The following is a 22,563-nucleotide window of genomic DNA, read 5'->3' as shown; positions in this document are numbered from 1 at the left end:
GCCGATTGGGCGTCGATTGCTACGGATTCGATAGCAATTGGCTCAGCGCGGCGCCAGACGGATCGCGCCGTCCAGGCGGATCACCTCGCCATTGAGCATGTCGTTCTCGAAGATGTGCTTGGCCAGCTTGGCGTAGTCTTCGGGCGTGCCCAGGCGCGAGGGGAAGGGCACGCTGGCGGCCAGCGAGTCCTGCACCTCTTTGGGCATGCCGAACATCATCGGCGTGCCGAAGATGCCGGGGGCGATGGTCATGTTGCGGATGCCGTTGCGCGCCAGGTCGCGGGCGATCGGCAGGGTCATGCCGACCACGCCTCCCTTGGAGGCGCTGTAGGCGGCCTGGCCGATCTGGCCGTCATAGGCTGCGACCGAGGCGGTGGAGATCATCACGCCGCGCTCGCCCGTGGCTTCCGGCTCGTTCTTGGCCATCGCTTCTGCCGCCAGGCGGATCATGTTGAAGCTGCCGATCAGGTTGACCGTGATGGTCTTGGCGAACACGCCGAAGCTGTGGGCGCCGTTCTTGCCCACGGTCTTTTCGGCCGGCGCGATGCCGGCGCAGTTGACCAGGCCCATCAGCTTGCCCAGGGACACGGCCTTGGCGACCACGGCCTGGCCGTCGGCTTCCTGGCTGACGTCGCATTGGACGAAGGCGCCGCCGATCTCCTTGGCGATGGCTTGGCCCTTGTCGGCCTGCATGTCGGCGATGACCACGGTGCCGCCGTTGGCCGCCAGCATGCGCGCCGTGCCTTCACCCAGGCCCGAAGCGCCGCCGGTGACGATGAAAACCTTGCCCTTGATGTCCATGAATCTGCTCCTGCTGAGGGGATGACGTTGACGTAAACGTCAAATTATCGGGCACCGCAAGCCGTGCGGGAAAATGGCGGTACATGATCCATCGCAAATTCCGCGCCCTGGCCGCCTGCGCCCTGGCGCTGCTGCTGGCGGCCTGCGCTTCCACGCCCCCGCCGCCCGCCGATCCTCCCCCCGTCCCGCCAGCGCCGGTCGCCAAGCGAGCGCCCAGGATTGGCCTGGCCCTGGGCGGTGGCGCGGCGCGCGGCTTCGCCCATGTGGGCGTGATCCAGGTGCTGGAAGAGGCCGGCCTGCGGCCCGACCTGGTGGCCGGCACCTCGGCCGGCAGCCTGGTGGCGGCCCTGTATGCGGCAGGGCGCAACGGCCAGCAACTGCAGCAGGTGGCCGAGGCCATGGACGAGGCGGCTTTCACCGACTGGACATTGCCCATCTTCAGCCGCGGCATGCTGCGCGGCGAAGCCCTGGCCCGCTACGTCAACGCCCAGGTCGGCAACAAGCTGATCGAGAACATGGCCATGCCGCTGGGCATCCTGGCGACCAACCTGGCCACCGGCGAGGGCGTGCTGTTCCAGCGCGGCGACACCGGCACGGCGGTGCGTGCATCGAGTGCGGTGCCGGCAGTGTTCTTTCCGGTGAAGATCGGCGCGGCGGAGTACGTGGACGGCGGCCTGGTGGCGCCGGTGCCGGTGCGCTATGCCCTGCAGATGGGGGCCGAACTGGTGATCGCGGTGGACATCTCCAGCGCGCCCGAAGGCAATGCCTCGGGCGACCAGTTGCAGATCCTGCTGCAGACCTTTGCCATCATGGGCAAGCGCATCAATGCCCATGAGCTCCCGGCCGCCGACGTGGTGGTGCGCCCGGCCCTGGTGGGCGTGGGCAGCGCCGATTTCAGCGCCCGCCGCCGCGCCATCGAGGCCGGCCGCGCCGCCATGCTCAGGCAACTGCCCCAGCTGCGCGCGGCGATCGAGGCGAAGACCAAATAAAAAAAGCCCCAATCTTGCGATTGGGGCGAGCGTCGCTGCGCTCCCTCGCCCGAGGGGCGCCCATAAAAAAACCCCAGCCTTGCAGCTGGGGTTGAAGGGATCCTGAACCTTGGAGGTGTCGAAGGACCCGAGGAGACAACCTGAAGAACTCCCGTTCTCACGAGAGCTCTGGGTAGAGGCGCCGGAACTCCGGGAGTTCCGGCGCGTGATTCAGCGCTTGGCCTTGGTGGTGGTCTTGGCGGCGTTCACGGCCGTGCTTGCGACGGCGTTGAAGTTGGCTTCGGCCACGTCAGAGGCCTGCTTGACGGCCTTCTGCACGGATTCCAGGGCGTTGTTGCCGGCGGCGACAGCGCTCTTGAACACGGCGACGGCGGTTTCGGAACCGGCGGGGGCGTTCTTGGCGGCGTTATCGACCACGGCCAGGAACTTCTTCTGGGTTTCGGCAGCTTGCGCTTCGAAAGCACGGCCGAATTCGGCGCCGGTGCCCGAGGCGATGTCGTACAGGTGGCGGCTGTAGGCGGCGGTCTTCTCGGCCAGGGGCTGGAAGAGGCCGGCTTGCAGGGCCAGCAGTTCCTGGGCGTCCTTGACGCTCAGCACGGATTGGGTGGTGCCGGCGGCTTCGGACAGGGCGGCCTTGGAAGCGGTCATGTTCAGCTCGACGAGCTTCTCAACGCCTTCGAAAGCCTTGCTGGTCAGGCCAAACAGGGTTTCAACGGCGGCTTTTTGCGAGGCCAGGATTTGTTCAGCGGTCAACATATTCATCTCCAGTTCAAAGTTTGGGACAGGACGCTTGTTGGCTGCGCTCAACCGGCCGGGGCCTTCTCATGTTGCGGTGCAGCATGGTTCAAAGTATAGGGGCGGGTGCGCCGATTGCAAAGGGGTGTTTTGTTGCAATGCAGCATTCTAGAAGCGGGCACCTAAAAAGTCCGCTCAACAGCCACGTCACAGAGCGAAACAAATGCAGGTTTTCTATGCCACCCAGTTCGTCCTGCCCTTGCCGGCCGGGCACCGCTTTCCCATGGCCAAGTACCAGTTGCTGCGCGACCGGCTGGCCGCCGAGCAGCCCGGCGTCCGGCTGCTGCAGGCCGAGGCTGCCAGTGACGGCGAACTGGCCCTGGCCCACACGCCGGCTTACATCCAGGGCATCAGTGACGGCTCGGTGGACCCGGCCATCTTGCGCGAGATCGGCTTCCCCTGGAGCCAGGCCATGGCCGACAGGGCCCGTCGCTCGGTCGGCGCCACCATCACCGCCTGCCGCGCGGCGCTGGCCGAGGGCATCGCCGCCAACATCGCCGGCGGCACCCACCATGCCTACGCCCACAAGGGCGGCGGCTTTTGCGTCTTCAACGACGCCGCCGTGGCGGCGCGGCTGCTGCAGGCCGAGTGGGCGCGCCGCCATGCCAGGCCGCTGCAGGTGGCAGTGATCGACCTCGATGTGCACCAGGGCAACGGCACGGCCAGCATCTTCGCCTCCGACCCCAGCGTCTTCACCCTCTCGCTGCATGGGCAGAAGAACTTCCCCTTTCGCAAGGAGGCCAGTGACCTGGACGTGGGCCTGCCCGATGGCTGCGGCGACGCGGACTATCTGCACGCGCTGGAACATGCGCTGGACGAACTCGAGGGCCGTTTTGCGCCCGGGCTGGTGATCTACCTGGCCGGCTCCGACCCGCACGAGGGCGACCGCCTGGGCCGGCTCAAGCTCACATGGGACGGGCTGGAGGCGCGCGACCGCCGCGTCTTCAACTGGGCCTGGCAACGCCGCATCCCGCTGGCGTTTGCGATGGCCGGTGGCTACGGCAGGCGCATCGAGGACACGGTGCAGGCCCAGGTCAACACCTTTGGCGTGGCAATGGAGTACCACCGCCGCCACGCGGCGGTGCTGGCGGCCAGCGCCTGAGGGCCCGTGCCCTTCATGCCTGCTTGAAGGGCTGGCCAATGGCAGCGGGCATGCGCGCACCGCGGCCCAGGCCAGCCAGCACCAGCAGAGCCGCCAGATACGGCGTCATCTGGATGACGTAGGAGGACACCGGCAGGCTGAAGGCCTGGGCGCGCAGCGACAAGGCCTCGGCCGCGCCGAACAACAGGCAGGCCAGCAGCGCGCCGCCGGGCATCCAGCGCCCGACGATGATGGCCGCCAGCGCCAGATAGCCGCGTCCGCCCGTCATGCCGTCGGTGAAGGTGCCGACCTGCTGCAGCGACAGCACGGCGCCGGCCAGGCCGGCCAGGGCGCCGCCGGCCAGCAGGGCGCAGGTGCGCACGCGGTCGGGGCTGGCGCCGGCGGCAAACGCCGCCATCGGGTTCTCGCCCACCGCGCGCAGGGTCAGGCCGGCGCGGCTGCGCAGCAGGAAGAACCCGACCGGCAGCACCAGCGCAAAGGCCAGGTAGGTCAGGGGCGGCTGGCGAAACAGCAGCGGTCCCAGCACCGGCAGGGAGGCCAGGCCGGGCAGGGACCAGGCTTCGAGCAGGGGCACGCGAATCACCGGCGCGCCGCCGCCGCCGCTGGCCATGGCGCGCAGCAGGAAGCTGGTCAGGCCCAGGGCCAGGATGTTGGAGGCCAGGCCGGTCACCATGTGCTCGGTCTGGAAGCGCACCGTGGCGATCGCGACCACCAGTGCCAGCAGCATGCCGCCCAGGGCGCTGGCCAGCAGTCCGGCGCCGGCGTTCGCCGCGAAATGGGTGGCGACCACGCCGAAGAAGGCGCCGACCAGCATCTGGCCTTCCAGGCCGACCGCGAATGTGCCGCTGCGCTCGCACAGGATGCCGCCCAGCGCGGCCAGCAGCAACGGTGTGGCGATGCGCAGGCTGGCCGCGAGGAAGTCGAGCAGGATGGGCAGGTCCATGGCGTTCAGACCTTGTCGCCGCCGGAGCGGCCGATGGCACACAGGACGAAGAGCATGGTCAGACCTTGCACCACCAGCACCAGGGAGGAGGGCACGCCGACCTGGCGCTGCATGGCCAGTGCGCCGGTTTCCAGGAAACCGAAGAACAGTGCCGAGGGCAGCACATACAGGGGGTTGAGCGCACCCATCAGCGCGATGGCCACCGCGTTGAAACCAAAGCCCGCCGAGAAGCCCTCGATCAGCCGGTAGTGCACGCCCAGGCACTCGATGGCGCCGGCCAGTCCGGCCAGGGCGCCGGCGCTGCACATCAGGCTGAACATCGAACGGCCGGGCGACATGCCTGCGTAGCGCGCCGCCGGCAGGCTGGCGCCGACCACGCGCCAGCGAAAGCCCAGCGTCGTGCGCCACAGCAGGAAGTTTGCGCCCAGCGCGGCGGCCACGGCCAGCGCGATGCCCCAGTGCAGGTCCGTGCCCGGCACCAGCTTGGGCAGCCAGGCCGTGGCTTCGAACAGCGGCGACTGCGGAAAGCCAGCGCCTTCCTCGCCCATGCGGCCGTGCAGCAGTTCCGCCACCAGCAGCAGGGCGACGAAGTTCAGCAGCAGCGTGACCAGCACCTCGTGCACGCCGCGGAACACGCGGATCGAAGCCGCCACCCCGGCCCAGGCTGCGCCGCCGGCCGCGCCCGCCAGCAGGCACAGCGGCAGCAGCAGCCAGGCCGGCCAGCCGCCCGCCCCCAGGGCGAGCGCCGACGCGGCGGCGCCGCCGATGGCCAGCTGGCCTTCGGCGCCGATGTTGATGACCTTGCCGCGAAAGCACAGGGCGATGCCCACGGCGCACAGCAGGTAGGGCGTGGTCTTGTTCAGGCCGACCACCACCCGGTCCCAGGAGCCGACCGCGCCCATCACCAGGTGGTAGTAGGCGTTGAATGGGTTCTTGCCGGCCAGAAGGATCAGCAAGGCGGTGATGGCGAAGGCCAGGCCGACCGAGGCCGCAGCCCGCCACAGCGGGCCGGCGCGGCGGGCGGTCGCCAGCGGGTCCAGCGCCGCGCCGGCGGCGGGAAGTTCGCGGGCCTGCGTGGTCAAGCGGCCTCCTGCTGCGCCATGGCGCCGGCCATGGCCAGACCGATGCGTTCCAGGTCAGCGTCGGTGCGGTCCGTCAGCAGCACGATGCGGCCGTCCGAGAGCACGCCCATGCGGTCGCCGATGGCCAGCACCTCTTCCAGTTCCGAAGAGATGTAGAGAATGGCCGCCCCCTCATCGCGCAGCTTGAGCAGGCTGTCGATGACGAAGCGCGTGGCGCCGGGGTCCAGGCCCCAGGTGGGCTGGAAGGCGATCACCACGTCCGGCCCGCGCCCAAGTTCGCGCGCCAGCGCCACCTTCTGCTGGTTGCCGCCCGACAGGGTGCGGGCCGGCGCATCCGGCGAGGCGGCGCGCACGTCGAAATCTTGCATGCGTTGCAGCGCCATGCGCCGGGCCGCCGCGCGGTCGATGCGCCCGCCACTGGAGTAAGGCGCTCGGGCGATGTCGCGCAGCAGCAGGTTGTCCTCGATGGACATGCCCTGGACCAGGCTGGTCCCGGCGCGGTCGGCCGGGATGTAGGCGATGCCGGCGGCCAGCCGCTGCGCCGCCCGACCTTGCGTGATGTCCACGCCATCGAGCAGGATGCGGCCGCCCGAAGGCGCGCCCAGCCCGGCCAGGGTGTCGGCCAGCTCGCCCTGGCCGTTGCCGTCGATGCCGGCCAGTGCCAGCACCTCACCGGCGCGCAACTCGAAGCTGGCGTCCTTGAGCCGCAGTGCACCGCCGGCGTCGCGCGCCGCCAGCGATTGCACCTGCAGGCGCACCTTGCCGGCCGCGGCGTTGCCGCGCACCTGGGGCGCCGCTGTCTCGCGCCCGACCATCATGCGGGCCAGCGACTCGCGCGTGGCGCCGGCCGCCGGTGCCGTGCCGGCCACCTGGCCGTCGCGCAGCACGACCACCTCGTCGGCCACGGCCAGCACCTCGCCCAGCTTGTGGGTGATGAAGACCACCGAATGGCCATCGGCGCGGAAGCGCCGCAGGAACTCCAGCAGACGTTCAATCTCCGGCGGCGACAGGATGGAGGTGGGCTCGTCCAGGATCAGCAGGTGGGCGCCGCGCAGGATGGCCTTGAGGATCTCGACCCGCTGCTTCTCGCCCAGCGCTAGCTGCTCGACCCGCGCCTCGGGATCGATTTCCAGCCCGTAGCGCGCCGCCGCATCGCGCACCTTGCGGGCCATCGCCGCGTGGTCCAGCCAGCGGCTGCCGCCCTCGCTCCAACCGAGCATGAGGTTCTCGCTGACCGTCATCGCATCGACCAGGGTCAGGTGCTGGTGGATCATGGCGATGCCGGCCTGCAGCGCCGCCCGCGGGCTGCCGGTGTCGAGTTCCCGGCCGTTGTAGACGATGCCGCCCTCGTCGGGGCGGACCATGCCGAACAGCACCTTCATCAGCGTGCTCTTGCCCGAACCGTTCTCGCCGAGCAGGCCGACGATCTGGCCGGGCTGCACCGTCAGATCGACGCGGCGGTTGGCCCGCACGCTGCCGTAGGACTTCGAGATGCCGCGCATCTCGAGCAGAGCCGGCATCAGAGGCCTCCGCGCGCGTCTTCCCTGGCAACGCTGAGCTTGAGCTGGCCGCTGGCGAACTTCTTCTTCAGGCCCTCGATCTCGGCGACGACTTCCTTGGGCACCACCGGCGAATAGCCCTTGTCGGCTGCGTACAGCAGGTCGGCGCCGGGGCCGCCCTTGGCCTCGTAGCCGTAGGTGATGAGCTCGGGCTTGAGTGTCGCCGCGCGCACCTCGCCGGCGGCTGCGACATACATGTCGTCCCACTTCTCGATGATGGAGGCCAGCACGTTCTGCGGCGCGGCCTCGGCATGGCCGAAGGAGCGGCCGCTGGTGAAGACATTCTTTTCCTTGGCGGCCTGGACGATGCCGTTGTGGCCGGCATTGAGCTTGCCGAAGACGAAGTCGGCGCCGCCGGAGATCAGGGCCAGCGCAGCCTCCTTGGCCATGGCCGCGTCCTCCATGTCCTTGATGTAGATCACCCGCACTTCGGCCGTGGGCTTGACGCTCTTGACGCCCTGGCGGAAACCACCGACCTGCTGGACCACGTTGGGCAGGCCTTCCAGGCCGTTGACCGAACCGATCTTGCCGCTCTTGGACATGCGCGCGGCCAGCACGCCCATCAGGTAGCCGACCTGGGCGTTGTCGTAGTCGATCGCGGTGACGTTCTTGCCGGCGCCGGCGCCGCCGGAGCCGACGATGAAGCTGGTCTTCTCGAACTCGGGGCCGACGCGCTGCGCCGCCGACAGGAAGCGGCCCGAATGGCCGATCACCGGGTTGAAGCCGCGGCGCGCGTAGTCCTTCATGGTCTCGATGTGGTCGGCCGGCGCGACGTTCTCGGAGTACATGGTTTCCGTGCCCTTGGCCTTCATCTTGGTGATGGCGCTGTAGCCGGCGGCGTTCCAGCTCTGGTCGTTGATGGATCCGGGCAGCAGCATGGCGACCTTGCCCTGGGCCAGCACGGCCGGTGCGGCGAAGACGGCGGCCGCGGCGAGCGCGAGCGAGGTGGCAATGCGGCTGAAGCGGGGCAGGGCGGTGGGGGTGGACATGTCAGACTCCTGTGAAGTTGGGTGGCTTTCGCAAGAAGCAGGCCATCAACCAGGGCTTGCCGCAGGTCTGCGCGCGTGCATCGCGTGGACCGCAGGTCGATTGGGGCGCCGCGCCGCTCGGCGCTTTTTTTTGCTGCACTCCGTTGCCGTATTGGCAACGCGCTCGGAAGCGTGCGCGCAGCGCGGCGGACGCACTGAGATGGTCACTTGCGTCCCGTCTTTGGGTCGCCCGCCAACTGCTCGGCGATGAACTCGGCGAACTGCGCCGCCGCCACCGGCAGCACCCGGCCGCGCAAGGCCAGCAGCACCAGGCGGGCCGGCGGAAGATTGCGTTCCTCGATGGGCACGGCCACCATGCCGGCGTCGGCGCCGATCTCGATCTGGAAGCTGACGCCGCCGGCTTCGCGCGCGAAGCCGCGCATCATCTCGAAGGAGTTGGACACCAGGCCTGCATCGGGCCGGACCGACGACTTCTCCAGCAGGTCGTCCAGCACGCTGCGGCCCGAGAGGCTGCCGTCGGGCAGGGCGACCGGGTATTGCAGGCAGTCTTTCAGGCGCACGCTGGGGCGGCGTGCCAGCGGGTGGCCCGGCGCGACGATCGCACAGGTGCGCTGCCGCGCCTGCGCCAGCACCCGCAGGCCGTGTGCTGCGGGCGGGTTGAAGACCAGGGCCAGGTCGACCTCGAAGTCGATCACCGACTGCACGGCCTTGTCGCGGTCCAGCACCTTGACGTCGAAGGTCACGGACGGGAAGCGGGCCTGGAAATCGACGACGGCGCGCGGCAGGAAGACCGGCGCCAGCGCCTGGCTGCCGGCCATGCTCACCTGGCCGCGGCGCAGGCCCCGCAGCGCCTCGATCTCCGAGCGCACGTGCTCCAGGTCGGCGGCGCGCCGGCGCGCATAGCCGACGAAGAGTTCGCCCGCCGCCGTCAGCCGCACGCCCCGTGGCAGGCGCTCGAAGATCGGCGTGCCCAACTCGCGCTCCAGGTCCTGCACGCGGCGGTTGACCGCCGACGCGGCGACCTGCAGTTGTTCGGCGGCGCCGCGCATGGAGCCGCAGCGGGCAACTGCATCGACATAGTCGAGGAATCTGTGGTGTTGCATGCCCGTGCCGGATGCAAGACCGATGCCGGATCGGCAGCGCAGTGCAGGCAAACCAGGGGCAAGCTGGAGCGATCACTGGCACGCCGCTTGCGTCGGCTGCGCCATCCACCGCTATCTCTCACTGCAAAGGCCTCCTGACCATGTACAGCGTCGACGTCGTTCGCATTCCCTGCCATGGCCCCGGTGACACGGCCGGCCTGGCGGACCTGATCGCCTCGGGCCGGATCGCCGCGGCCGACATCGTGGCGGTGATGGGCAAGACCGAGGGCAATGGCTGCGTCAATGACTACACCCGTGAGTACGCCACCGCGGCGCTGGCCGCCATGTTGGGCCGCCACCTGGATCTCGAGCCGGCCGATGTCGGACGCCGCATCGCCTTCGTGATGTCCGGCGGCACCGAGGGCGTGCTGTCGCCGCACATCACGGTGTTCACACGGCGCCGCTCGGCGCAGGGCGCGCCGGCCGGCCAGAAACGCCTGTCCATCGGCATCGCCTTCACGCGCGACTTCCTGCCCGAGGAGATGGGCCGGCGCGCGCAGATCGAGGAGACCGCCGCGGCCGTGCGCCAGGCCATGGCCGACGGCGGCATTGCCGCGGCCGGTGACGTGCATTTCGTCCAGGTCAAGTGCCCGTTGCTGACGCAGGCCAAGATCGAGGCGGCCCGTGCGCGCGGCCAGGAACCGGCGACGGCCGACACCTACGAGTCCATGGGCTATTCACGCGGCGCCTCGGCGTTGGGGGTGGCGCTGGCGCTGGGCGAGATCGGCGAGGCATTGCCGGGCGACGCTGCCGTGCTGCGCGACTGGGGCCTGTCCTCCGCTGTCGCATCGACGTCCGCCGGCATCGAGATCGAGCACAACGTGGTCATCGTGATGGGCATGAGCGCCCAGGCCGGCAGCCCGCTGGTGATCGCCCATGATGTGATGGCCGACGCCATCGACGCGGCCGCGGTGCGCCGGGCCATGGCGGTGCTGGGCATCACCGACGCCGACGCGGCCAGCCGCATCGTCAACGTCTTTGCCAAGGCCGAGGCCAGTCCCGACGGCAAGGTGCGCGGCATGCGCCACACCATGCTGGGCGACTCCGACATCAACGCCACCCGCCATGCCCGCGCCGCGGCCGGTGCGGTGATCGCCTCGGTGGCCGGCCACGGCATGGTCTATGTCTCGGGCGGTGCCGAGCACCAGGGGCCGGCCGGCGGCGGGCCGGTGGCGGTGATCGCCCGCTGCTAGGGCTGGCGCCGGCGCTGGCAGAATCTGGCGCAATGAGCGAGACAAGCAAACCCCAGCCCGAGCCGCGCAGCGCCTACCGGGCCTTTCGCACCATCGCCACGCGCTGGATGGACAACGACGCCTACGGCCACGTCAACAACGTCGTTTACTACAGCTGGTTCGACACCGTGGTCAATGCCCACCTGATCGAGCAGGGCGTGCTGGACATCCACCACGGCCAGACCATCGGCCTGGTGATCGAGACCCAGTGCAACTACTTCGCCCCGGTGCAGTTCCCGCAGACCATCGAGGCCGGTCTGCGCGTGGCCCGCATCGGCTCGTCCAGCGTGCGCTACGAGGTCGGCATCTTCGTCCAGGGTGAGCCCATGACGGCGGCCAAGGGCCACTTCATCCACGTCTATGTCGACAAGGCCAGCCGCCGGCCGACGGCGCTGCCAAGCAATTTGAAAACCGTTCTGGAAGCCCTGCAATGACCCAGCCGCAAGTGAGCACCGTGGTGGCCGATCCCGCCAGCGTCGACGCCGCCATCGAGAGCCGCTTCTCGGCGCGGGCCTTCCTGCCCACGCCTGTGCAACGCAGCACCATCGAGGACATTCTGCGGGTGGCCAGCCGCGCCGCCTCGGGCACCAACACCCAGCCCTGGAGGGTTTATGTGTTGCAGGGCGCCAGCCGCGACAGCCTGGTCGACAAGGTCTGCAGCGCGCATGAGGCGATCTACGCCGACCCGTCGCAGGCCGTGCAGTACCGCGAGGAATACGACTACTACCCGAGCCAGTGGGTCTCGCCCTACATCGACCGCCGGCGCGAGAACGGTTGGGGCTTGTACGGCCTGCTGGGCATCACCAAGGGCGACAAGGACAAGATGCACGCCCAGCACGGGCGCAACTACCGCTTCTTCGACGCGCCTGTGGGTCTGATGTTCACGCTGGACCGCGTCATGGGCCGCGGCTCGCTGGTGGACTACGGCATGTTCCTGCAAAGCATCATGGTGGCGGCAAGGGCGCGCGGCCTGCACACCTGCCCGCAGGCGGCCTGGAACGGCTTTGCCAAGATCATCCTGCCGCATATCGGCGCCGGGCCGGACGAGATGCTGGTCTGCGGCATGGCGCTGGGCCACGCCGACACAAAAGAAAAGGTGAACAGCTTCCACACGCCGCGCGAGGCGGTGGAGCAGTTCACCCACTGGCTGGAGTGAGCAGCGGCGCCTGCGCGCCGCGCTCCTGCCTTAGCCCTTGGAAGCGGCCTTGGTGGCCTTGATGTCGGCCTTGGCGCTGGTGTGGGCGGCCTTGGCGTCCTTCTTGCACACGTCCTTGGCGTTGCCGCTCTGGTCGTCGCACTTTTCCTTGGCCAGCTCGTAAGCGGCGTCGGCCTTGGCCAGCTTGGCCTTTTCATCGTGCTTGGGGCTGGGCTGGTACTGGGCTTCCAGGTCGGCCTTGGCGACGTCATAGGCGCCCTTGGTTTCCACCTTGCAGATGTCCTTGGCGTTGTCCTTGAGCGGCTCGCAGCGCTCCTTGGCGGCCTTGTAGTCGGCCGAGATCTTGTCCTTTTGCGCCTTGTGTTCTTCCTTGGTCATGGCGCCGGCGGCGCCGGCAAAGCCCAGGCAGGTGGCGAGGGTGAGGCTGATGAGGGTGCGGTTCATGGTGTGGTCCTTGTGGCGTTGGGGTTCAGTACTTTTCGAACATGACATCGGGGTTGCGGCCTTCCCAGGTCTTGACCTGCTTTTCCGCCTCGTCCTTGGCGATGCCGTGGCGCTCCTGGATGCGGCCCAGCAGCTGGTCGCGCTTGCCGGCGATGACGTCGAGGTCGTCGTCGGTCAGCTTGCCCCACTGCTCCTTGACCTTGCCCTTGACCTGTTTCCAATTGCCTTCAATACGGTCCTGGTTCATCTTCGCTCTCCTTGGGTTGTGTCGCGCAAGCCTCTGTGGCCCGCTGCATCCGCAACCTTATGGCGACACCCTGGCTGGACCGGTAGGACCGGCAGGACCACCTTCGTAGGCACTTGCCTACAGCTGAGGCGGCTAGGAGCGAAGCCGTATCATCAAAGCCTTCCACAACAATAACGATGCCGAGACATGGCCATTGCCGGTATTCCGCTTGATTTCCTGCTGTTCGCGCTGACCCTGCTCGGGGTCGCGCTGTTCCACAACCAGACCCTGTATGTCGCCTTGACCGGCGTGGTGGTGATCGCCGGCTACAAGCTCGCCTTGGGCGATTTCGCCGGCACGCCGGGCTGGACCGGCTTGGCCGGCCTGCTGGGCCATGAATGGGTGACGCTGGCCAACCTGCTGGGCCTGCTGCTGGGCTTCGCCTTGCTGGCCGACCACTTCGAGCAAAGCGGCCTGCCGGCGCTGCTGCCGCGCTTCCTGCCGGACGACTGGAAGGGCGGCCTGTGTCTGCTGCTGCTGGTCTTCGCCATCTCCAGCTTCCTGGACAACATCGCCGCCGCCATGATCGGCGGCTCCATGGCGGCCGTGCTCTACAAGCGCAAGGTCCACATCGGCTTCCTGGCTGGCATCGTTGCCGCCAGCAATGCCGGCGGCTCGGGCAGCGTGGTGGGCGACACCACCACCACCATGATGTGGATCGCCGGCGTGCCGGCCCTGCAGGTGGTCGATGCCTACGTCGCGGCGGTGGTGGCGACCCTGATCTTCGGCGTGATCGCGGCGCGCCAGCAGCATGCCTTGCAGCCCATCATGAAAGACGCGCCCGCCGGTGCGCGCTTCGAGGGCCCGCGCCTGGCCATCGTGGTCATCATCCTGGCCTGCGCCATCGGTTCCAACGTCTTTTTCAACCTCACCGACGCCTCGGTGCTGACACGCGTCCCGGTCATCGGCATCGCCGTCTGGCTGGCCATCCTGGCGACCGCGCCCTGGCGCCGTCCGGCCTGGAGCCTGCTGCCCGGCGCGCTGCGCGGCAGCATCTTCCTGCTGGCCCTGGTGATGTGCGCGGCCATGATGCCGGTGCAAAGCCTGCCGGCGGCCTCCTGGCAGACCGCCTTCGGCCTGGGCTTTGTCAGCGCGGTCTTCGACAACATCCCGCTGACCGCGCTGGCCTTGCGCCAGGGCGGCTACGACTGGGGCTTCCTGGCCTATGCCGTGGGCTTCGGCGGATCCATGCTGTGGTTCGGCTCCTCGGCCGGCGTGGCCCTGTCCAATATGTACCCCGAGGCCCGCTCGGTGGGGGCCTGGGTCAAGGGCGGCTGGCACGTCGCCCTGGCCTACGTGATCGGTTTCTTCGTCCTGCTGGCCGTTCTGGGCTGGCACCCCGACCGCCCGCAAGCCACTGCGGGCGCTACAGATTCGATAGCTATCCAAGCCCATTTCGCCGGGGCTACAACCTGAAAGTACGACCATGACCAAGCCCAGCATCCTGGTGTCGCGCGCCATCTTCCCGGAAATCATCAGCAAGCTCGAACAGCACTTCAGAGTCGAGCACAACCAGGACGACGCGACCTGGACCAAGCAGCAGCTGGCCGAGAAGCTCAAGGGCAAGGTCGGCGCCTTCACCACCGGCGGCGAGCGCATCGACGCCGAGACCCTGGCGGGCAACGCCAGCCTGAGGATCTGCGCCAACATGGCCGTGGGCTACAACAACTTCGACCTCGACGCCATGACCAGCGCCGGTGTGCTGGGCACGAACGCGCCCGACGTGCTGACCGAGACCACGGCCGACTTCGGCTTCGCCCTGCTGATGGCCACGGCCCGCCGCGTCACCGAGAGCGAGCATTACCTGCGCGCCGGCAAGTGGAACAAGTGGAGCTACGACATGTTCGCCGGCTCCGACGTGCACGGCAGCACCCTGGGCATCCTGGGCATGGGCCGCATCGGCCAGGGCATCGCCAGGCGCGGCGCCCATGGCTTTGGCATGAACGTGATCTACCACAACCGTTCGCGCCTGAGCCCCGAGCTGGAAGCGGCCTGCAAGGCCAGCTACGTCAGCAAGGAAGAACTGCTCAAGACCGCCGACCACCTGGTCCTGGTCCTGCCCTACACGCCCGCATCCCACCACACCATCGGAGCGGCCGAACTGGCGCTGATGAAGCCCACGGCCAACCTGATCAACCTGGCACGCGGCGGCATCGTCGACGACGGCGCCTTGGCTGCAGCCTTGCGCGACAAGCAGATCGCTGCCGCCGGCCTGGACGTGTTCGAGGGCGAGCCCAAGGTCCATCCCGATCTGCTGACCGTGCCCAACGTGGTGCTGACGCCCCACATCGCCAGCGCCACCGTGCCCACCCGCAAGGCCATGGCCAACCTGGCCGTCGGTAACCTGATCGGCTTCCTCATCCACGGCAAGCCGTTGACGCCGCTCAACCCCGAAGTGCTGGCCAAGAAGTAAGGACGTGTCTTGACCGAACTGTGGGTCCTGATCGCGCTGGCCCTGACCATCCTGCTGGCCGTCATCGTGCTGCTGGTGCGCAAGCCGGCAGCGCAGGACAACGGCCGCACCGAACTGCTGGCCGCCAATGAGCGGCTGGAGCGCGAGCTGCGGCGCGAGATCAGCGAATCCTCGCGCGGCGCCCGCCAGGAGCTGACGCACAGCCTGGCGACCTTCCAGGAAGCCCTGGTCAAGCAGGGCGCGCAAGCCACGCGCACGCAGAACACCCAGATCGACGCCTTCGGCCAGCAACTGGCCCTGCTGCAGAAGTCGCTGTCGGACACCTTGAACACCCAGTTGCAAGGCCTGTCCGAAGGCAATGCGCGCCGCCTGGGCGAGGTGCGGGCCACGCTGGAGGCGCAGCTGGCCATGCTGCAGCAAAGCAATGCCGCCAAGCTCGACGAGATGCGCAAGACGGTGGACGAAAAGCTGCAGACCACGCTGGAGACGCGCCTGGGCGAGAGCTTCAAGCAGGTGGCCGACCGCCTCGAGCAGGTCCACAAGGGCCTGGGCGAAATGCAGAGCCTGGCCCAGGGTGTGAGCGGCCTGCAGCGCGTGCTGACCAATGTGAAGACCCGCGGCATGTTCGGCGAGGTGCAGCTCGAGGCCTTGCTCGAGCAGGTGCTGACCACCGAGCAGTACGCCAAGCAGGTCGAGACCCGGCCGCGCAGCAACCAGCGGGTGGACTTCGCCATCCGCTTTCCCGGCCGCAACGAGGGCGAGCCGGTCTGGCTGCCGGTGGACGCCAAGTTCCCGCGCGACGACTACGAGCGCCTGCTCGATGCCCAGGACCGGGCCGACCCTGCGGCCGCCGACATCGCCGCGCGCGCCCTGGAGGCGCGCATCCGCACCGAGGCCAAGTCGATCGCCGAGAGCTACCTGTGCCCGCCGCAGACCACCGACTTCGCCATCCTGTTCCTGCCGATCGAAAGCCTGTATGCCGAGGTGCTGCGCCGGCCCGGCCTGATGGACAGCCTGCAGCGCGATTACCGCGTGACCCTGGCCGGGCCGACGACGCTGCTGGCCATGCTCAACAGCCTGCACATGGGCTTTCGCACCCTGGCGCTGGAGCGCCAGGCCTCCGAGGTCTGGAAGGTGCTGGGCGCGGTCAAGACCGAGTTCGAGCGCTACGGCAACTGGGTCGAGAAGATCCGCGAGCAGGTGCGCAAGGCCTCCGACACGCTGGACACAGCCCACACCCGCACCAACCAGATGCGCCGCGCGCTCAAGGTGGTCGAGGCCCTGCCCGAAGGCCAGGCCCAGGCCCTGTTGCCGCCGGCCGGCGACGACAAGAGCGACGACGGCGAGGCCTGAGACCTGGCCATGGGCACCGAACTGGCCAGGTTGATCGCAGGCCACATCTTTTTGCACGCCTGCATGGCTGGCACGCGCATGGCCGCGCCGCTGCTGGCGCTGCGCGAAGGCCATAGCGAGGCCTCGGTCGGCGTGCTGCTGGCCCTGTTTGCCCTGACCCAGGTCTTCCTGGCCCTGCCGGCGGGGCGCTACGCCGACCGCCACGGCCTCAAGCGTCCGGTGGGCTTTGCGGTGGTGGCTGCGACCACGGGCGCTGGGCTGGCGGTGGCCTTCCCGGTGTTCCCCGTGCTGTGCCTGGCGGCACTGCTGACCGGCGGCGCCACCGGCACGGCCTCGATCGCCTTGCAGCGCCATGTCGGGCGCGCCGCCACGACGCCGACCGAGCTCAAGAAGGTGTTCTCCTGGCTGGCCATCGGCCCGGCGGTCTCCAACTTTCTCGGCCCCTTCAGCGCAGGTCTGGTGATCGACCACGGGGGCTTTCGCCTGGCCTTCCTGCTGATGGCGGTGCTGCCTCTGCTGTCCTGGTTCTGGGTCCGGCCGACCAGTGAGTTGCCGCCGGTGATCCGGCCCGAAGGCGACAAGCCGGGCACGACCTGGGACATGGTGCGCGAGCCGGGCTTTCGCCGCCTGCTGCTGGTCAACTGGTTGCTCTCGTCCTGCTGGGACGTCCACACCTTCGTCGTGCCGGTGCTGGGCCATGAACTGGGCCTGTCGGCCTCGGTGATCGGCAGCTTGTTGGGCGCCTTTGCGGTGGCGGCAGCAGCGGTGCGGGTGGTGCTGCCCGTCCTGGCCGCGCGGCTGCAGGAGTGGGCGGTGGTCGCCGGTGCGATGGCGGCGACGGCCGTGCTGTTCGCACTCTATCCGCTGCTGCACACGCCGCTGGCCATGGGCGCCTGCTCGGTGGCGCTGGGCCTGGCCCTGGGCTCGGTCCAGCCCATGATCATGAGCATGCTGCACCAGATGACGCCCGAGCACCGCCACGGCGAGGCCGTGGCCCTGCGGATCATGGCCATCAACGCTTCCAGCGTCGCCATGCCCATGCTGTTCGGCCTGGCCGGCACCTTCATCGGCATTGCCGGCGTGTTCTGGGTGGTCGGCGCGCTGGTGGGCGGCGGCACCCGGCTGGCGTTCCAGCTGCGCGGTCCCGGTGAGGCCGCTCAGAGCCGGTAAAAACCCTTGACCAGTTCCCAGGCTGTCTCGGCGTCGTCGGCGTACTTGAACAGGCCCAGGTCGGCCTCGGAGATCACGCCTTCCTCGACCAGCACCTCGAAGTTGATCAGGCGCTTCCAGTAGTCGCTGCCGAACAGCACGATGGGCACCTGCTTGGACTTGCGGGTCTGCACCAGGGTGATCACCTCGAACAGCTCGTCGAGCGTGCCAAAGCCCCCGGGGAAGGCGACCAGGGCCTTGGCGCGCATCATGAAATGCATCTTGCGCAGCGCGAAGTAGTGGAACTTGAAGCTCAGCGCCGGCGTGACGTAGGGGTTGGCGGCTTCCTCCATGGGCAGGGCGATCGCCAGGCCCACGCTGATGCCGTCCGCTTCATATGCGCCGCGATTGGCCGCCTGCATGATGCCGGGGCCGCCGCCGGTGCAGATGAACAGCTGGTCGGTCGGGTCCTTGCCCTTGCTGTACTCGGCCACCAGGCGGCCGAAGGCGCGGGCCTTCTCGTAGTAGTGCGAGTTGCGCGCAAGGGCGCGGGCCCGGGCGATGGCTTGCGCATCGCCGCCGGCCTCGGCTTGCGCCACCAGGGCCGTGGCCTCTTCCTCGCTGCGAAAGCGCGCGCTGCCGAAGACGACGATGGTGTTCTCGATGCCGAGGGCCTGCTGCTCCAGGTCGGGCTTGAGCATTTCCAGCTGGAAGCGGATGCCGCGGGTTTCGCGGCGCAGCAGGAACTCGGGGTCGGCAAAGGCCAGCCGGCTGGCGTCGGGACCCATCTGCATGGCCGGGTCGGCATGGCTTTGCAGGGTGGCCCAGGCGTCGGACAGGCGCTTGTCGTGAATGTTGCGGGTGGAAGACATAAGCGCTATTTTGCGGCAACAAATCACACTTTCTCCGTTATCCTTCGGCCAAACAAATTCAGGGGACCGAGGGTGGAGCAGCCAGTCTTCTACGTGGCGTTGGAGGGGCGCACGGTGGGGCCGTACGACCGCCGCACCATCGTTGGCATGCGGATCAAAAAGACGCTGACCAGCGAGCATGTGCTCATCGACACCGGTGGCTTGCAGCTGACCGTGGCCGACCTGATCGGCCGGCGGCCGCGCAACAACGACTTCCATCCCAACCGCACCGGCGGCTTCTCCATCGTCCAGGCGACCTATCCCGGCAGCGTGCTGGAGGTGCAAGGCAAGGGCTTCGACATCCCGGCCTTCCGCGACGAGGTCGAGGTGCGGGTGCAGGCCGACGTGCTGCGCATCGCCGGGCGCTACCCCACCGGCCTGTTCGGCTGGCGCGAAGGCCGCATCAAGCTGCCGCTGCAGGACATCATCCACACCCGCCAGCGCGGTTCGCGCGTCGACCTGTGGTTGCGCACCGGCCAGGCGCAGATGCAGCGATTGGCGCTGGAGATGTTCACCCACGATACGGCGGCCGCGCTGGTGCAGTGGCTGCCCCTGGCCACGCCCTGGCCGGAGCCGACCGCCGAACTGGTGCCCGTGCATGCACCGCATGTTCCGGTGGCGGCGCCAGCCGCCCAGGTGCTGTGGGTCTCGCTGGCCAGCGTGGTGCTGGTGGTCGGCGTGGTGCTGACGGTGTTGATGATCCGCCGGGTCTATTAGAGCGCCAGTGCCAGTGCCAGGGGGATGAAGACCACGGCCAGCGCGTTGCCCAGCAGGATCATGGCCGCGACCTTCTCTGGCTCCTGCCGGTAGCGCTCGGCCAGCATGAACTGCATCACCGCCGGCGGCAGGGCGCCAAACAGCAGCAGCTGGCCGCGCGCCGCGCCTTCCAGGCCCAGGGCCCAGGCCAGCGGCAGGGCCAGCGCCAGTCCCACCAGCGGCCGGGCAAACGCCCCCAACAGGCCGCGTGGCACGTCCTCGCGGCGCAGCGCCGTCAGCCGCACACCCAGGGCGAACAGCATCAGCGGCAGCATGGCCTCGCCCATGATCTTCATGCCCGTGAAAAGCATGTCGGGCGGCCGCAGGCCGCTGGCGGCGCTGGCAAAGCCCAGCGCGGTGGCGACCATCAGGGGGCTGAGCAAGAGGTCGCGGGTGCGGGCATGGGCGCTGGTGATGCGCGCGCCCAGCGAGAAGTGCAGCAGATTGCTGACCGAGAACAGAGCCACCGCGGCGCCGAAGTAGTCCGGCCCGAAGGCCAGCAAGGCCAGCGGCAGGCCCATGTTGCCGCAGTTGTTGAACATCACCACCGGCACCAGGGTGCGCGGCTGGGTGCCGGTCAGCCGGGCCAAGGCCCAGCCCGCGGCGCCGCAGCCCAGGATCAACAGGGCGCCGCCGGCCAGCAGCACGCTGTGATCCTGCAGCCTGAACTCCTTGGCCGCCAGCGCGGTGTAGACCAGCACCGGCGACAGCACGTCCAGCACGATGCGGTTGAAGGTGGCCAGGTCGGGCCGGCTGCGCCGGCCGTAGAAGAAGCCCACGGCGACGATGAAGAACACAGGCACGATGACCTGGGCGATGCGGGCAATCAGGTCCATCACGGCATCCTGGTGCGCAGCCAGCGCAGCAGCAGGGGCTGGGTGGCGGCGAGGTTCTTGTAGGCCAGCACGGCATCGCTCATGGAGGCCAGGCTGTCGTGCAGGCGTTGCGCCTTGTACGGCGTGTCCACGGCATGCACAAGAGGTTCAAGCATCACGCGGATGGTGAAGACCGCCTGGCGCGTGCCGCGGCCCACCGGAAAGAAGGTCTGGCGCTCGGCGCGCAAAAAGCATTGGTCCGCAAAGGCCTGCGGGTCTTGCGTGGCGGGCCAGGGCGCGCGCGGGTGGCGATGGGGATGCTGGTCGTGGCGCGGCGAGGGGCTGATGGTCCAGACATGGCGTTCCCAGCAGTCGCCCGCCGTCACCAGCTGCACCAGTTGCTTCGATGCCGCCAGCAACGCAGCGTTGTCGGCCACCGGCGCGTGCAAAGCCATGAAGTCCAGGCCCAGCTTTTCTTCCGGCGCCCAGGACGAAGGCACGCAGACGCACAGCCAGGGAAGGGCACCGGTGGCGCCGTCGAGGACGGCAAAGTCCTGCTCGAACGCCAGCTCCAGCGGCAATTCGGAATCGAACGTGCCGCTAGCCCCCGTCAATTGGGCGTGTTGCGCTATGGATTCAATAGCGGGAGCAGGGTCGAAGCCGGCCAGGCAATGGCGCGAACGGCCCGCCTGCAGCACCAGCTGTTTCTCCTGCCAGAGCGCGCTGGCCGGCGCCAGCGACGTCAGCTGCGGCGTGCCGGGCGCCAGCCGGGTCAGGCCGGGCTGCATGCGGAAGGGAACGGCGATGTGCGAGAAATCGAAGTCCACGCTGCACCCAAGAAAAAGGCTCCTTGCGGAGCCTGCGGGAACGAAGCTACCAGCGGCGGCTTGCGCGGCTGGTCAGACGCGCTTCCTGTATTCGCCCGTGCGGGTGTCGATTTCCACCTTGTCGCCTTGGGCCACGAACAGCGGCACCGGCACTTCGAAGCCAGTGGCGATCTTGGCGGGCTTGAGCACCTTGCCCGAGGTGTCGCCCTTGACGGCCGGCTCGGTCCAGGTGATCTCGCGCTCGACGCTGGTGGGCAGTTCGACCGAGATGGCCTTGCCGTCGTAGAACACCACTTCGACAGCCATGCCGTCTTCCAGGTAGTTCAGGGCGTCGCCCATGTTCTCGGCCTCGACCTCGTACTGGTTGAAGTCGGTGTCCATGCACACGTACATCGGGTCGGCGAAGTACGAGTAGGTGCAGTCCTTCTTGTCCAGGATGATCTGGTCCATCTTGTCGTCGGCCTTGAAGACCACTTCGGTGTTGAAGTTGGCGATCAGGCTCTTGAGCTTCATGCGCACGGTGGCGGAGTTGCGGCCGCCCCGGCTGTATTCGGTCTTGAGGACGACCATCGGGTCCTTGCCGTGCATGATCACGTTGCCGGCGCGGATTTCTTGAGCGATTTTCATGGCGGTTTAGCGAAAGTTGGCCGCTGGCGTTGGGCGGGATGCAGGTGCCGCGGCGGGCGCGAGGCTTCCCGGAACGGGAGGCTGCGCAAAGCCGCTTATTTTAGCGCTTTTCCGCCAGGAAACCCCGCAGCTGGGCAGCCAGGTCCGGCTGGGCCATCAGACTTGCGCGCGCCGCCTCTGTGCAGGCGCTCCAGGATGCGGCCTGCGGCGCTGGCAGTGCTGCTGCAGCGCCACCGTTCCACACCGCATGAAATTCGCGCAGCGAGGCCGGCGCCTGCAGCCAGTCGAGGAAGGCCTGCAGCTTGGCCAGGTGGGCGCCGTCGTGCTGTGGATAGATGTTCCAGACAAAGGGCTTGCCCGCCCACAGCGCACGCACCAGCGAGTCTTCACCACGCACGAAGTTCAGGTCGCAGGCCCACAGCAGGCGGTCGTAATCGGTCTGTGCGAGCAGGGGGAGGTATGAAATTGATAGCGACCCAGGTCCATTGGACGGGGGATAGGGGCCAATTCCCCTCTCAAGCAGGGCCTGGACGGCGGTCTGGGCCCGGCCGGCCGTGACCAGCAGGCGGCTGGGCTGCGGCCCCTGGTCCAGTTGCTCCAGCAGCGCAGGCAGGGCCGCGGGCTCGTAGCAAAAGAGCGAGACCAGCCGCTCGCCGGCCCAGGGGATGCCGTTGCCCTGCAGCCAGGCCTGGCGGTCGAAAGCGGCGATGGCTTGCAGCAGGTCCGGCTCGCGCAGCAGGCCGCCCGTGCGTTCAGTGAAGCCGGGATAGAAGAAGTGTTTGGTCAGGCCGGCACCCGGGCCGCTGAGCACAGGGGAGGGCAGGCCATGGCTGCGCTCGGCAAAGCGCTCGGCCGTCAGGTACTCCAGGTTGATCCAGGCCGGCGCGCGGCCTGCGCGCGCGGCCTGCGCCATGGCGGCGACAAAGCTGTCATCGAGTTCGCAGCCAAAGGCCTCGACCACCACCTGGCCCGGCACGGCCCGGGCTGGCGCGGTCCAGGGCAGGACCTCGACGCCGGCCTGGCCGCCGGGCGCCATCCAGGCCAGGGCCGAAGCATCGTCCACCCACAGCCGTGCCTGCTCGCCGCGTTGTGCGAGCTGCGATGCCAGGCGCCAGCACACGCCGATGTCGCCGTGGTTGTCGATGACCTTGCAGAAGATGTCCCACATCATGCTGATGCTCATGGTGCCGGG

24 protein-coding genes are annotated in these 22,563 nt (G+C 68.6%); 10 read left to right on the top strand and 14 right to left on the bottom strand.

Features of this window, described 5'->3' with window-relative positions; translation table 11 throughout:
* Positions 1–42: 42 nt before the first annotated feature.
* Positions 43–801: a 3-hydroxyacyl-CoA dehydrogenase gene (locus Q0632_RS04045; protein ID WP_298924610.1), complete on the bottom strand. Its 759-nt coding sequence runs from the start codon at positions 799–801 to the stop codon at positions 43–45.
* Positions 802–884: 83 nt separating this feature from the next.
* Between Q0632_RS04045 and Q0632_RS04040 the strand changes: the two genes are divergently transcribed.
* The gene (locus tag Q0632_RS04040) at positions 885–1,790 is read left to right on the top strand and encodes a patatin-like phospholipase family protein (RefSeq protein WP_298924608.1); all 906 of its coding nucleotides are present in this window, start codon (positions 885–887) and stop codon (positions 1,788–1,790) included.
* Between the two features lie 210 nt (positions 1,791–2,000).
* Here the strand turns inward: Q0632_RS04040 and phaP are convergent, their stop codons facing one another.
* Entirely contained in the window at positions 2,001–2,546 is a 546-nt protein-coding gene (phaP, locus tag Q0632_RS04035) for a phasin family protein (protein ID WP_298924607.1), read from the bottom strand.
* A gap of 202 nt (positions 2,547–2,748) precedes the next feature.
* Here phaP and Q0632_RS04030 point away from each other — a divergent pair, with 202 nt between their 5' ends.
* Positions 2,749–3,687, top strand: a complete 939-nt coding sequence (locus tag Q0632_RS04030; protein WP_298924604.1) for a histone deacetylase — start codon at positions 2,749–2,751, stop codon at positions 3,685–3,687.
* 13 nt (positions 3,688–3,700) lie between these two features.
* Here Q0632_RS04030 and Q0632_RS04025 read toward each other — a convergent pair whose 3' ends face one another.
* The 5 genes from Q0632_RS04025 to Q0632_RS04005 all read right to left on the bottom strand — a co-directional run bounded on the left by Q0632_RS04025 (position 3,701) and on the right by Q0632_RS04005 (position 9,363).
* The gene (locus Q0632_RS04025) at positions 3,701–4,630 is read right to left on the bottom strand and encodes an ABC transporter permease (protein ID WP_298924602.1); all 930 of its coding nucleotides are present in this window, start codon (positions 4,628–4,630) and stop codon (positions 3,701–3,703) included.
* A gap of 5 nt (positions 4,631–4,635) precedes the next feature.
* Positions 4,636–5,712 (bottom strand): ABC transporter permease, encoded by a 1,077-nt coding sequence (locus tag Q0632_RS04020; protein WP_298924600.1) that lies wholly within the window; start codon positions 5,710–5,712, stop codon positions 4,636–4,638.
* The gene (locus Q0632_RS04015; protein ID WP_298924598.1) at positions 5,709–7,232 is read right to left on the bottom strand and encodes an ABC transporter ATP-binding protein; all 1,524 of its coding nucleotides are present in this window, start codon (positions 7,230–7,232) and stop codon (positions 5,709–5,711) included. The genes Q0632_RS04020 and Q0632_RS04015 overlap by 4 nt, the downstream gene beginning before the upstream one ends.
* Entirely contained in the window at positions 7,232–8,260 is a 1,029-nt protein-coding gene (locus Q0632_RS04010) for a BMP family protein (protein WP_298924595.1), read from the bottom strand. The genes Q0632_RS04015 and Q0632_RS04010 overlap by 1 nt, the downstream gene beginning before the upstream one ends.
* Before the next feature lie 203 nt (positions 8,261–8,463).
* On the bottom strand, positions 8,464–9,363 hold the full coding sequence (locus Q0632_RS04005) for a LysR substrate-binding domain-containing protein (protein ID WP_298924593.1): 900 nt from the start codon (positions 9,361–9,363) through the stop codon (positions 8,464–8,466).
* Positions 9,364–9,503: 140 nt separating this feature from the next.
* Here Q0632_RS04005 and Q0632_RS04000 point away from each other — a divergent pair, with 140 nt between their 5' ends.
* Genes Q0632_RS04000 through Q0632_RS03990 form a run of 3 tightly spaced genes read left to right on the top strand, consistent with a single transcriptional unit; the run spans position 9,504 to position 11,790 of the window.
* Complete coding sequence (locus Q0632_RS04000) at positions 9,504–10,595, top strand: ring-opening amidohydrolase (RefSeq protein ID WP_298924591.1); 1,092 nt, start codon at positions 9,504–9,506, stop codon at positions 10,593–10,595.
* Between the two features lie 32 nt (positions 10,596–10,627).
* Positions 10,628–11,068, top strand: coding sequence for a thioesterase family protein (locus Q0632_RS03995; RefSeq protein ID WP_298924589.1), 441 nt, complete (start codon positions 10,628–10,630; stop codon positions 11,066–11,068).
* Positions 11,065–11,790: a nitroreductase gene (locus tag Q0632_RS03990; RefSeq protein ID WP_298924586.1), complete on the top strand. Its 726-nt coding sequence runs from the start codon at positions 11,065–11,067 to the stop codon at positions 11,788–11,790. The genes Q0632_RS03995 and Q0632_RS03990 overlap by 4 nt, the downstream gene beginning before the upstream one ends.
* A 30-nt stretch (positions 11,791–11,820) precedes the next feature.
* On the opposite strand, the gene Q0632_RS03985 is transcribed toward Q0632_RS03990, so the two are convergent.
* Together Q0632_RS03985 and Q0632_RS03980 are read right to left on the bottom strand one after the other, a co-directional pair.
* On the bottom strand, positions 11,821–12,234 hold the full coding sequence (locus Q0632_RS03985) for a hypothetical protein (protein ID WP_298924584.1): 414 nt from the start codon (positions 12,232–12,234) through the stop codon (positions 11,821–11,823).
* A gap of 25 nt (positions 12,235–12,259) precedes the next feature.
* Positions 12,260–12,481 carry a CsbD family protein gene (locus tag Q0632_RS03980; protein ID WP_298924582.1) on the bottom strand — a complete coding sequence of 74 codons (222 nt, stop codon included), beginning with the start codon at positions 12,479–12,481 and terminating at the stop codon, positions 12,260–12,262.
* Positions 12,482–12,667: 186 nt separating this feature from the next.
* On the opposite strand from Q0632_RS03980, the gene Q0632_RS03975 reads away from it, so the two are divergent.
* From Q0632_RS03975 to Q0632_RS03960, 4 genes are read left to right on the top strand one after another with little or no spacing between them, the layout of a single operon-like run.
* Complete coding sequence (locus Q0632_RS03975; protein WP_298924580.1) at positions 12,668–13,936, top strand: citrate transporter; 1,269 nt, start codon at positions 12,668–12,670, stop codon at positions 13,934–13,936.
* Between the two features lie 10 nt (positions 13,937–13,946).
* Positions 13,947–14,933: a D-glycerate dehydrogenase gene (locus tag Q0632_RS03970; RefSeq protein WP_298924578.1), complete on the top strand. Its 987-nt coding sequence runs from the start codon at positions 13,947–13,949 to the stop codon at positions 14,931–14,933.
* 9 nt (positions 14,934–14,942) lie between these two features.
* Complete coding sequence (locus Q0632_RS03965; RefSeq protein ID WP_298924576.1) at positions 14,943–16,286, top strand: DNA recombination protein RmuC; 1,344 nt, start codon at positions 14,943–14,945, stop codon at positions 16,284–16,286.
* Positions 16,287–16,295: 9 nt separating this feature from the next.
* On the top strand, positions 16,296–17,456 hold the full coding sequence (locus Q0632_RS03960; protein ID WP_298924574.1) for an MFS transporter: 1,161 nt from the start codon (positions 16,296–16,298) through the stop codon (positions 17,454–17,456).
* Here Q0632_RS03960 and Q0632_RS03955 read toward each other — a convergent pair.
* Positions 17,444–18,307 (bottom strand): TIGR00730 family Rossman fold protein, encoded by an 864-nt coding sequence (locus Q0632_RS03955; protein ID WP_298924572.1) that lies wholly within the window; start codon positions 18,305–18,307, stop codon positions 17,444–17,446. The genes Q0632_RS03960 and Q0632_RS03955 overlap by 13 nt on opposite strands.
* A gap of 147 nt (positions 18,308–18,454) precedes the next feature.
* Between Q0632_RS03955 and Q0632_RS03950 the strand changes: the two genes are divergently transcribed.
* On the top strand, positions 18,455–19,063 hold the full coding sequence (locus Q0632_RS03950; RefSeq protein ID WP_298924570.1) for a hypothetical protein: 609 nt from the start codon (positions 18,455–18,457) through the stop codon (positions 19,061–19,063).
* Here Q0632_RS03950 and Q0632_RS03945 read toward each other — a convergent pair.
* The 4 genes from Q0632_RS03945 to earP all read right to left on the bottom strand — a co-directional run bounded on the left by Q0632_RS03945 (position 19,060) and on the right by earP (position 22,554).
* The gene (locus tag Q0632_RS03945) at positions 19,060–19,938 is read right to left on the bottom strand and encodes an AEC family transporter (RefSeq protein ID WP_298924568.1); all 879 of its coding nucleotides are present in this window, start codon (positions 19,936–19,938) and stop codon (positions 19,060–19,062) included. The two genes, Q0632_RS03950 and Q0632_RS03945, sit on opposite strands and share 4 nt — an antisense overlap.
* Positions 19,938–20,744, bottom strand: a complete 807-nt coding sequence (locus Q0632_RS03940) for a heme-dependent oxidative N-demethylase subunit alpha family protein (protein ID WP_298924566.1) — start codon at positions 20,742–20,744, stop codon at positions 19,938–19,940. The genes Q0632_RS03945 and Q0632_RS03940 overlap by 1 nt, the downstream gene beginning before the upstream one ends.
* Positions 20,745–20,816: 72 nt before the next feature.
* The gene (gene efp / locus Q0632_RS03935; protein ID WP_298924564.1) at positions 20,817–21,371 is read right to left on the bottom strand and encodes an elongation factor P; all 555 of its coding nucleotides are present in this window, start codon (positions 21,369–21,371) and stop codon (positions 20,817–20,819) included.
* A 100-nt stretch (positions 21,372–21,471) separates the two neighbouring features.
* Positions 21,472–22,554, bottom strand: a complete 1,083-nt coding sequence (earP, locus tag Q0632_RS03930; RefSeq protein WP_298924561.1) for an elongation factor P maturation arginine rhamnosyltransferase EarP — start codon at positions 22,552–22,554, stop codon at positions 21,472–21,474.
* Between the last annotated feature and the right edge of the window lie 9 nt (positions 22,555–22,563).

Origin of the sequence: uncultured Ramlibacter sp., from assembly GCF_936925435.1 — a bacterium.
Taxonomy (GTDB): domain Bacteria; phylum Pseudomonadota; class Gammaproteobacteria; order Burkholderiales; family Burkholderiaceae_C; genus Ramlibacter.
This window is presented reverse-complemented; position numbering and strand designations above follow the sequence as displayed.